8 protein-coding genes and 3 tRNA genes are annotated in these 8,904 nt (G+C 40.3%); 5 read left to right on the top strand and 6 right to left on the bottom strand.

The genetic code is table 11. The annotated features are described in order from the left end of the window. The 5 genes from MTCD1_RS17620 to MTCD1_RS17640 form a co-directional block, all read right to left on the bottom strand. A tRNA-Val gene (locus MTCD1_RS17620) sits at window positions 1-73 on the bottom strand. Between the two features lie 71 nt (window positions 74-144). Continuing rightward, window positions 145-220: transfer RNA gene (locus MTCD1_RS17625), tRNA-Val, on the bottom strand. A 44-nt stretch (window positions 221-264) separates the two neighbouring features. Then, a tRNA-Val gene (locus tag MTCD1_RS17630) sits at window positions 265-340 on the bottom strand. Window positions 341-503: 163 nt separating this feature from the next. Then, window positions 504-1,844 (bottom strand): BamA/TamA family outer membrane protein, encoded by a 1,341-nt coding sequence (locus MTCD1_RS17635; protein ID WP_231732986.1) that lies wholly within the window; start codon window positions 1,842-1,844, stop codon window positions 504-506. 22 nt (window positions 1,845-1,866) lie between these two features. Continuing rightward, window positions 1,867-2,175 (bottom strand): DUF3313 domain-containing protein, encoded by a 309-nt coding sequence (locus MTCD1_RS17640; protein ID WP_082606462.1) that lies wholly within the window; start codon window positions 2,173-2,175, stop codon window positions 1,867-1,869. 306 nt (window positions 2,176-2,481) lie between these two features. Between MTCD1_RS17640 and MTCD1_RS17645 the strand changes: the two genes are divergently transcribed. Further along, complete coding sequence (locus MTCD1_RS17645) at window positions 2,482-2,898, top strand: hypothetical protein (protein WP_057180539.1); 417 nt, start codon at window positions 2,482-2,484, stop codon at window positions 2,896-2,898. A 22-nt stretch (window positions 2,899-2,920) separates the two neighbouring features. Further along, on the top strand, window positions 2,921-3,361 hold the full coding sequence (locus MTCD1_RS17650; protein WP_057180537.1) for an RNA-binding S4 domain-containing protein: 441 nt from the start codon (window positions 2,921-2,923) through the stop codon (window positions 3,359-3,361). A 145-nt stretch (window positions 3,362-3,506) separates the two neighbouring features. Here the strand turns inward: MTCD1_RS17650 and MTCD1_RS17655 are convergent, their stop codons facing one another. Continuing rightward, window positions 3,507-3,989 carry a GNAT family N-acetyltransferase gene (locus tag MTCD1_RS17655; RefSeq protein ID WP_057180535.1) on the bottom strand — a complete coding sequence of 161 codons (483 nt, stop codon included), beginning with the start codon at window positions 3,987-3,989 and terminating at the stop codon, window positions 3,507-3,509. 47 nt (window positions 3,990-4,036) lie between these two features. On the opposite strand from MTCD1_RS17655, the gene MTCD1_RS17660 reads away from it, so the two are divergent. The 3 genes from MTCD1_RS17660 (at window position 4,037) to MTCD1_RS17670 (ending at window position 8,551) form a co-directional block, all read left to right on the top strand. Continuing rightward, on the top strand, window positions 4,037-5,035 hold the full coding sequence (locus MTCD1_RS17660) for an ion channel (protein WP_057180533.1): 999 nt from the start codon (window positions 4,037-4,039) through the stop codon (window positions 5,033-5,035). Window positions 5,036-5,171: 136 nt separating this feature from the next. Next, on the top strand, window positions 5,172-6,869 hold the full coding sequence (locus MTCD1_RS17665; RefSeq protein ID WP_057180532.1) for a proline--tRNA ligase: 1,698 nt from the start codon (window positions 5,172-5,174) through the stop codon (window positions 6,867-6,869). A 458-nt stretch (window positions 6,870-7,327) separates the two neighbouring features. Beyond that, on the top strand, window positions 7,328-8,551 hold the full coding sequence (locus tag MTCD1_RS17670) for a pyridoxal phosphate-dependent aminotransferase (RefSeq protein ID WP_057180595.1): 1,224 nt from the start codon (window positions 7,328-7,330) through the stop codon (window positions 8,549-8,551). Window positions 8,552-8,904: the final 353 nt, after the last annotated feature.

Below are 8,904 nucleotides of genomic sequence, written 5' to 3' on the forward strand. Positions count from 1 at the left end.
TGGACGATACTGGGCTTGAACCAGTGACCCCCGCCTTGTAAGGGCGGTGCTCTCCCAACTGAGCTAATCGTCCATTTTGAGTTTTAATTCTTTATGGAAAAAGAATGTATATCTTTACTATGGTAATTTTCTTGGTAAGAAAATTGGTGGACGATACTGGGCTTGAACCAGTGACCCCCGCCTTGTAAGGGCGGTGCTCTCCCAACTGAGCTAATCGTCCATTTATAGTTTTACTTCACACTTATTTCTAATGGAAAGAAAAAGTGGTGGACGATACTGGGCTTGAACCAGTGACCCCCGCCTTGTAAGGGCGGTGCTCTCCCAACTGAGCTAATCGTCCGTCTCTTCGGGGGCGTATTATAGGCAGTTCGTAAAATCTGTCAACAGAAAAGCTCTAAAATCACTAATTTATTTCAAAAAATCATACGTTTGATTTCTTTTCAGCCAGAACGCTGCATTAGTATGCATAAAAACCGTTCTTAAGTCAGGTTAACTTTATCAGGTTAAAATGGGTGACCTACCATCAACCAAGTACTTGTGCCTTCATTTGAACGGGTAAAGTCTAGTCGCACGACAATACCTGCGGTTAGTGCTCGTAATGATATACCGACATCAGTTTTCCAATCAGAGAGCAGCGTATCTCGATGAAAAGTAGGCGATACCCTACCCCCTTCAACATAAAATACCGTTTGTAGCCAATCAAGATGTAAAAAATTTAGCCAGCGTACATTGGCTATGGGGTTATAGTCCAAGGTCATCCGATATTCTGCGGTGACATAGATAACAGCTTTATCATGAAAGCGATTTTGCCTATACCCGCGTAGCCGATACATACCACCTAATGTTGCCCCTTCAAGAAAAGGTGCATTATTGCTGACTAGGCTATTTCCTGCATCATCTAGGGTATTTTGCCAGCTTGGCGAGTAACCAAGCCAAGCATTAACAGCAATAATATTTTGTTTAGCAAATGAAGTAGCCCCTAAGGAAAAATATTTACTCGCTTCAAGTTCAATAAAGGTCCAATCATTCTTTGACTCTAACCACTGAGGGTTATAACTAAAGGCGATATATTGTGAACTACCTTGACTTGGGTTAACAGGAAAGTCGGTATTATCATAAAGCAGGCCTAACTCGAGCCCATGAACAGCACCAGAGAGTTCCCCCTCTTCATTTCTATATTGCTGGTAACGATTGAACTGCCGAGCAATTAAAATACTGGTACCTGTGTTAAACGGGTGCCAGTCAGCTTGTTGCACATCATCGATTAATAACCCGCCCTGTAGCTGGTAACTGGCCATACTGTGCTTTTCAGCACTACCCCAGGGTAATACATACTCTAATTTGACCTCCCACCAGTTACTTGAACCACTGGCTTGAATAAAATCATCAAAGCTTGAGTCATTTGCGCCTGCTCGCGGCGAAGTTGGTGATGATGATTCACCCGGCAAAGGTGCATATGCCCGTAGTAATGGATACTCGCCCACCATACCAATAGCGCTTAAAAAGAAGCGTTCACTATCTAAAATACGATAGTCCCACACACTTAAAGCAAGCCCAGTAGACTCTCCACCACCATAAAGGGTGCCAGCCACTGTCATTTGTTTTTGGTAAAGACCTGTTGCCATCGCCCCTACACCAATGACAGTACCCATATCATCGGTACTAAAGGCATAAGGCAATATTAAGCTTTCACGCGGCTTAGTGTTTTCTTGCCGCTGGACCGAAAACTTAACCTGACTTGGTGGCTTAGCTTGTACAGCACTGATAGTAACCATTAGCATAGCGTTAATTAAAAACAGCGATACTGAAGTTTTCACAAAATAATAATTAACAACCATTTTCATCTATATACTTTACTCATTTAGCTTAATTCGTTTTTAACATGTCAACTTCATCATACTTTGTTCGCAATGCTTTCGCCCACTTTCTTATCATATACTTGGCATCGGCTCGATTAGAAAACCGTGTTGCCCAGTGATAACAACTCTCATCGCCAGCCACGGACGTGCTAACAATACGCGCTAAAATCTCACTACTAACTCCGTCGTAAAGTTCTAAAAACAGCGTTGTTTGGCCAGCGTCACTGGCATAGCGTTTAACGTTAATTGCCAAGTTAATATCGGGTGCGGTAACATCTAAAATAAGTACCGACTCATCTTTTAGCTCCAGCGACATTGCCCACCAGCGTTTCCTGTTGCGGTTGATACACCACAATGGTGCCTATCACTTGTTAGCTCTTGCACCAATCAGCGGCAACTCTAGCCAAAGATAAAAGTAGCGAAAACAATACTAGCTAGCTTGTTTTAGCAGACCTTAGTGCCTGTACATTAAAGCGAATATTCATTCTACCATCCTGTATTGTGTGTACTGTCTAATGTACAAAAAGTACGGGTATGCTAATATTGCCTGAAATTATGCCGCTGTAAATATAATTACATTAAAAATTAAACCGGTAACTACTTATATACACTAGGATTATCTATGAAAGCCCCTTTATATACTGAAATTCTTGCCATTTGCCAAGAAATCGCTGACGCATCCGCAACTGACAATGAAGAATTAAGACTTGCTAGCTGTAAAAAGTTACAAGTGCTTTGTGCGACCAACCAAGGCTCACCAAAAGATCATCCGCTACAATGGGAAGCACTTGCTGACTTTACCGAAGATGGCGAGCAAGCTATGGATATTTATCAAGTTGCTTTAGCAATAGCAGAAAAGTTAAGCTTAGCTACTTTTACCGCCTCAGCTTATTTAGCAATGGCACAACGTCAAGTTGAATTTGAAGAAAATGACAAGGCACTGGTTTTTGCTAATAAAGCGAATGATGCCGCACAAACCATTGATAGCGAAGAGTTGAAAACTGAAATCACTGAGCTATTAACGCAACTAACTAAGTAATCAATGAGTTTACGAGAAATCTATGTCAGAAAGTTACTTAGTTATTGAATTAAACCAGCAACCCATTGAGCTATGTAAGTTACTTAAAATAGCTAACTTGGTCAGTGGTGGTGGTGAAGCAAAAGTCGTGATCAGCGAAGGTTATGTTTTACTTAATGGTGAAGTGGAATACCAAAAGCGTAAAAAAGTTTATCATCAAGATGTCATTGAGTTTAATGGCGAAGTGGTACAGTTAATCATCAATGAAGAATTAGCTGAAACCGAGCACCTTACAGAAGATACGCTTGCCCAAGCAAGCAATGTTGCTGATCATCCATTGCCAAAGAAAAAGGCCCATAGCAAAGATAAGCAGGCTAAAAATAAACCGGTAAAACAAGCGAGTAAAAATAATACTCCAGCTCTGGTTAAGGCGAATAATGAACAAGAAATGATGCCGAAAAAAAGACGGCCTATTTCCTTTTAATAATTTAAGTGAATAACTTAACTTAATAATTATTCAACTATGGTTAATGAGAAATTTGTACAAACGCGACTAAGCACTCATTAACCTTTACTACATACTTATTTATAAAAACTTACTTATAAAACATTTACTGATAAAAATAGAGTTATAACACTTTTTCCCAGAACATCGCTTTACCCGTTTTTTCATCGAGTTCATAGCCAGTAAAACCTAATTTTTTATAGGCATTTTGCGCGATAACATTTCCCTCTAACACTTCAAGGGTTAGTTTACAGTAGCCACGTGCCCGCGATATTTTTTCTACCTCAACAAACAGCTTTTGACTTAGACCTAAGCCTCGATATTCTTTTAACACGCCACAATCATGGATATTCAGTAAAGGTTTGCATTTAAAAGTTGAGAAACCTTCAATACAATTAAGTATACCTGCGGGTGTACCATCAACATAACAAAGTAAGGTTAAAAAATCATTGCGCTCTGCTAAGGTAGCAACCAAGTTTTGTTGAACCTCATCAGAGAGTGCTTCCCCTCCGCCCATAGGGTCGAGGGCATAGGCATTTAACAACATCACTAAATCTTTGCCGTGTTGCTCATTATGGTAATCTGCTTGAATTAATGTTATTTGCACACCAGTTCCTATTTTTACTTTTTGATGCAGCGCACTATACTCTTTAAATGAATAAAATAAAGTTATTGTGCCAATATCAAGACCCCGATAGCACCGAGCAACAAGCCTACTGCTGTCAGGGTGAAGCCAATGGCTCTGGCTATTGTTACTGGCATGATCAGGCGATCGATAAAACCGGCGCAGAGGTAAAACAGCGTTTAGAGAAGTACGCGCAAGAAGGTGGCATGTTGCGCGGTATCATACTAACTCGTGCTCAACTCCAAGGCATAGATTTAGTCAATCATGATAAGAAATTGGGCTATGATTTTTCCTACGCCGATTTTTATCACGCTAACCTACGAAGTGGCCACTTATTTAATATTAACTTACAACATGCCAGTGTTATGAAAGCTGATTTGCGTGACTCGAACCTCAACTGTGCCAACTTGGCTGGCGCTAATATGCTTGGGGTAAAGTGGATGGGCAGTAAATTCGAAAACGTTAATATAGGTAAAAGAATCAAACAGGAACATGATGCCAGAGCGGCTTTGTTAGCTAAAAATGAGCAGGAAAATGTTGATTTATTAGAGCAAGCCGAAGAAATTTACCGCGATTTACGTAAACATGCTGAGCATGAAGGTATTTTCACCCTATCTGGCTATTTTATTCAAAAAGAGCTGACCATGCGCCGTTTGCAACTACCACCTTATAGTGTAAAACGCTCCATTTCTAAACTGGTTGATATATTTTGTGGTTACGGGGAAGCACCTCTACGCATTATCGGCTTATCTATGGCGATAATTCTTGTCTGCGCCATCCTCTATACTTTTACTGGCCTAAGTTATAACGGTGAGATTCAAGCGGTCAGCAGCGAACAGTCAATGGAAGAAAATGTAGCCTTCTTCTTTTCTTCGCTTTACTATTCGGTGGTAACCTTTACCACCTTAGGTTATGGCGACTTTACCCCAGTAGGCATATCCCGCGCCATTGCAGCGCTAGAAGCGTTTACCGGCAGTTTTACTATCGCCCTGTTTGTGGTGGTTTTTGTTAAGAAAATGACCCGCTAAGCTTTTAGCCGTTGTTATCACGCCTAATATAGTCACTAAGTCATAAATAATACATTTATTACTTTTTCATAGGCTGAGCCCCTGATAGAATAACGGCAATTTTATATTCCCCCTATTCTTACGGAAATCATAAGCCATGCGTACCAGTCAATATTTACTGTCTACCCTTAAAGAAACCCCTGCCAGTGCAGAAGTTATCAGTCATCAATTGATGTTACGAGCAGGTCTTGTTCGTAGCCTTGCTTCAGGCTTATATACTTGGTTACCAACAGGTTTACGCGTGTTGAAAAAAGTGGAGAACATTGTCCGTGAAGAAATGCAACGTGCAGGCGCTAACGAAATATTAATGCCTATGGTGCAACCTGCAGATTTATGGCAAGAGTCTGGTCGTTTAGACGATTATGGCCCGGAGTTATTACGGCTAAAAGATCGTCATCAACGTGATTTTGTTTTGGGGCCAACCCATGAAGAAGTAGTCACTAAGCTAGTCGCTAACGAACTGAGCAGTTACAAGCAATTACCTGTAACTGTATTTCAAATTCAAACAAAATTCCGCGATGAAATTCGTCCTCGTTTTGGTGTGATGCGTGGCCGTGAATTCTTAATGAAAGATGCTTATTCTTTTCATTTAGAAGACGAGTGTTTAGAAAAGACCTATCAAATTATGTTTGATGCTTATTGCCGTATATTTGAACGTCTTGAACTAGACTTCCGTCCAGTTATAGCGGATGCCGGTTCAATTGGTGGTGAAAAATCACATGAATTCCATGTACTTGCTGACTCAGGTGAAGATGATATTGCTTTTAGTGATGCCAGCGATTACGCCGCAAACATTGAAAAAGCCGAAGCATTAGCACCAAAAGGTGAACGTGCCGAGCCGACTCAAGATATAGAAACAGTAGAGTTAAAACTTGAGCGTTTAATAAAAACCTTAGAGCTAGATGTAAAAACCACCGTAAAAACTTGGTTAGTTGTTGGCGCAACGGCAGAAGGTGAACCGATAAAAATAGTTGCACTAGTGCTGCGAGGCGATCATCAACTCAATGAAGTTAAAGTTGAGAACTTAGCAGGAATTGCTGCACCGTTAACATTCGCGACGGACGAACAAGTATCCGCTATTGCTAACTGCCATAGCAGTTCATTAGGACCTAAAGGCTTAACTATTGAGGTGATTGTTGATCGTAGTGCCGCTCACTTAAGCGATTTTGTCTGTGGTGCCAACGAGAATGGTCGCTCTTTTACTGGTGTTAACTGGCAACGTGATTGTGGCGAAATTAATATACAAGATATCCGTAATGTTGTTGCTGGCGACCCTAGCCCATGTGGTCAAGGGACTATCGAAATAAAACGTGGTATTGAAGTGGGTCATATTTTCCAATTAGGCCGTAAATATGCCGAGGCGATGAAGTGTTCGGTACTCAATGAGAATGGTAAAAACCAAACCTTAACCATGGGTTGTTACGGTATTGGTGTTTCACGTATTGTCGCCGCCGCTATCGAACAAAACCACGATAAATACGGCATTAAATGGCCTAAGGCGATTGCACCATTTCAAGTAGCGATTGTACCAATGAACATGGCCAAGTCAGCTCGAGTAAAAGAAACGGCGGAAGCCTTATATGAGTCTATGCTTCAGGCTGGTATTGAAGTATTGTTTGATGACAGAAAAGAGCGCCCAGGTGTTATGTTTGCTGACCACGAATTAATAGGTACACCATTATTAGTTATCATTGGTGAACGTAATCTAGATGCTCAACAAGTAGAGCTTAAAAACCGTATTACCGGTGAAAAATCATTAATCGCTATTGATGACGTTTTGGCTTTATTTAACTAAGTTAAAATAACTAAATTAGTGGCATTAAATAACCAGTAATGTAGATAATAAGGGGCTTAGGCCCCTTTTTGTTTTAACCAAGTTACTTAGCACGGCTAGCGCGTTACGCCGAAGTTAAACTCTGTGGATTCTCTCGGTACTGCGAATAAAACCTAGTCTGTCATTCAATCAAGTACTTCGAGGTGCCACGTTGATGTACGTTCATACCCTTCACAGCGAACACCTTAATAATCGGCTCGACTATCAGTTTGGACGAACGAGTAAGCTAACACTTTGCAACCTTTTTCATCGGCTAATTATTTTATTAGCCCTAAGCAATCATGGCAATATGCCATTTAGAGATAAACGCTGACAATTTAGCCTTAAAAAAAGCCAAATTAAGGCTTTCAAAACAGCGAATTATTGGCAACAATGACATGTTCTCTTTTTTATCCATTTACTTAAGAAGTACCCTACTGATGAAAGCTATTACCAAGTCCTCTAAACTCAACAATGTCCGTTACCAAATTAGAGGACAAATAGCAGCGGCGGCGAAGCACCTTGAAGATGAAGGTCATAAAATTCTTAAACTCAATATTGGTAATCCTGCCCCATTTGGTTTTGAAGCACCTGATGATATTTTAAAAGATGTTATTCACAACCTACCAAACTCTCAAGGTTATGCCGAGTCTCAGGGAATCTATTCAGCACGAGTTGCCGTGATGCAGTATTTTCAACAACAAGGCATTAAAGATGTCAGTGTTGATGATATTTATCTGGGCAACGGTGTCAGTGAATTAATTGTTATGGCTATGCAAGCCTTACTTAATAATGACGATGAAGTGTTAATTCCAGCGCCAGACTATCCCTTATGGACAGCTGCAGTGTCACTTTCCGGTGGTACCCCGGTACATTATCATTGTGATGATGAAAATTTCTGGTATCCAAACCTTAAAGATATGGCGGCAAAGATCACTAAAAAGACCAAAGCCATTGTATTGATTAACCCAAACAACCCAACTGGCGCGGTTTACCCGGAAGAAGTTTTACAGGGTATTATTGCTCTGGCTCGTCAACATGATTTAATCATTTTCAGTGATGAAATTTACGATAAAATTTTATATGATCAAGCCAAACATATTCCCACCGCAAGTCTGGCTCAAGATGTGTTAATAATTACCATGGGCGGTCTGTCTAAAAACTATCGTGTTGCTGGTTTTAGAGCCGGTTGGTTGGTGATATCAGGGCCAAAAATTCATGCCGAAGATTATATTGAAGGACTCTCTATGCTTTCTTCTATGCGTCTTTGTGCCAATGTCCCTTGCCAGCATGCTATTCAAACCGCACTGGGTGGCTACCAAAGTATTAATGAACTTATTGAAGGTGATGGTCGTTTATTAAAGCAGCGAAATATTGCCGCCAAAATGATCAACAACATTGATGGTTTATCTTGTCACCCAGCCATGGGCGCTTTATATCTTTTTGTTAAAGTAAACCAAGAAAAATTTAATATTGAAAATGATGAGCAAATGATTTTAGACTTGCTCAAACAAGAAAAGATATTACTGGTTCACGGCAGCGCCTTTAACATTAAAGAGCAGAACTACTTCCGCATAGTATTTTTACCTCATGTTGATGAGTTAATTCCAGCCATTGATAAAATAAAAAACTTTTTTTCTACTTACAAACAAGTTACCGCATAGCTAAATAAGTCATAGTTGTTTTGCACTCGTTATTATAATAACGAGTGCTCAGGCAAAATTTATTTAGCCCCGTGACCATTGTTAATGCGTGAGTTTGAGCATGGCTTAATTTTTTTGCTACAAGGCGCATGATTGACTAATAAGCGAGTACAAATTAACGAGCACTAATTAAGGCTGTGTTGTAGTTGGCTGTTGCCAACATCGTAACCTATTGATTTTACAGTTATTGTTGTTAGTGTGATAAAAGCGAGCTTCACAAGCATGGATGCTTGTGCAGAGCCCCATGGATGCTGACGAATCCCCATAACTTTTTAATCTTAGTTGGGTTTAATTCCCCAGCGCTTACGGTGAAA

The sequence above is a fragment of the Colwellia marinimaniae genome, from assembly GCF_002207865.1.
GTDB classification, from domain to species: Bacteria; Pseudomonadota; Gammaproteobacteria; order Enterobacterales; family Alteromonadaceae; genus Colwellia; species Colwellia marinimaniae.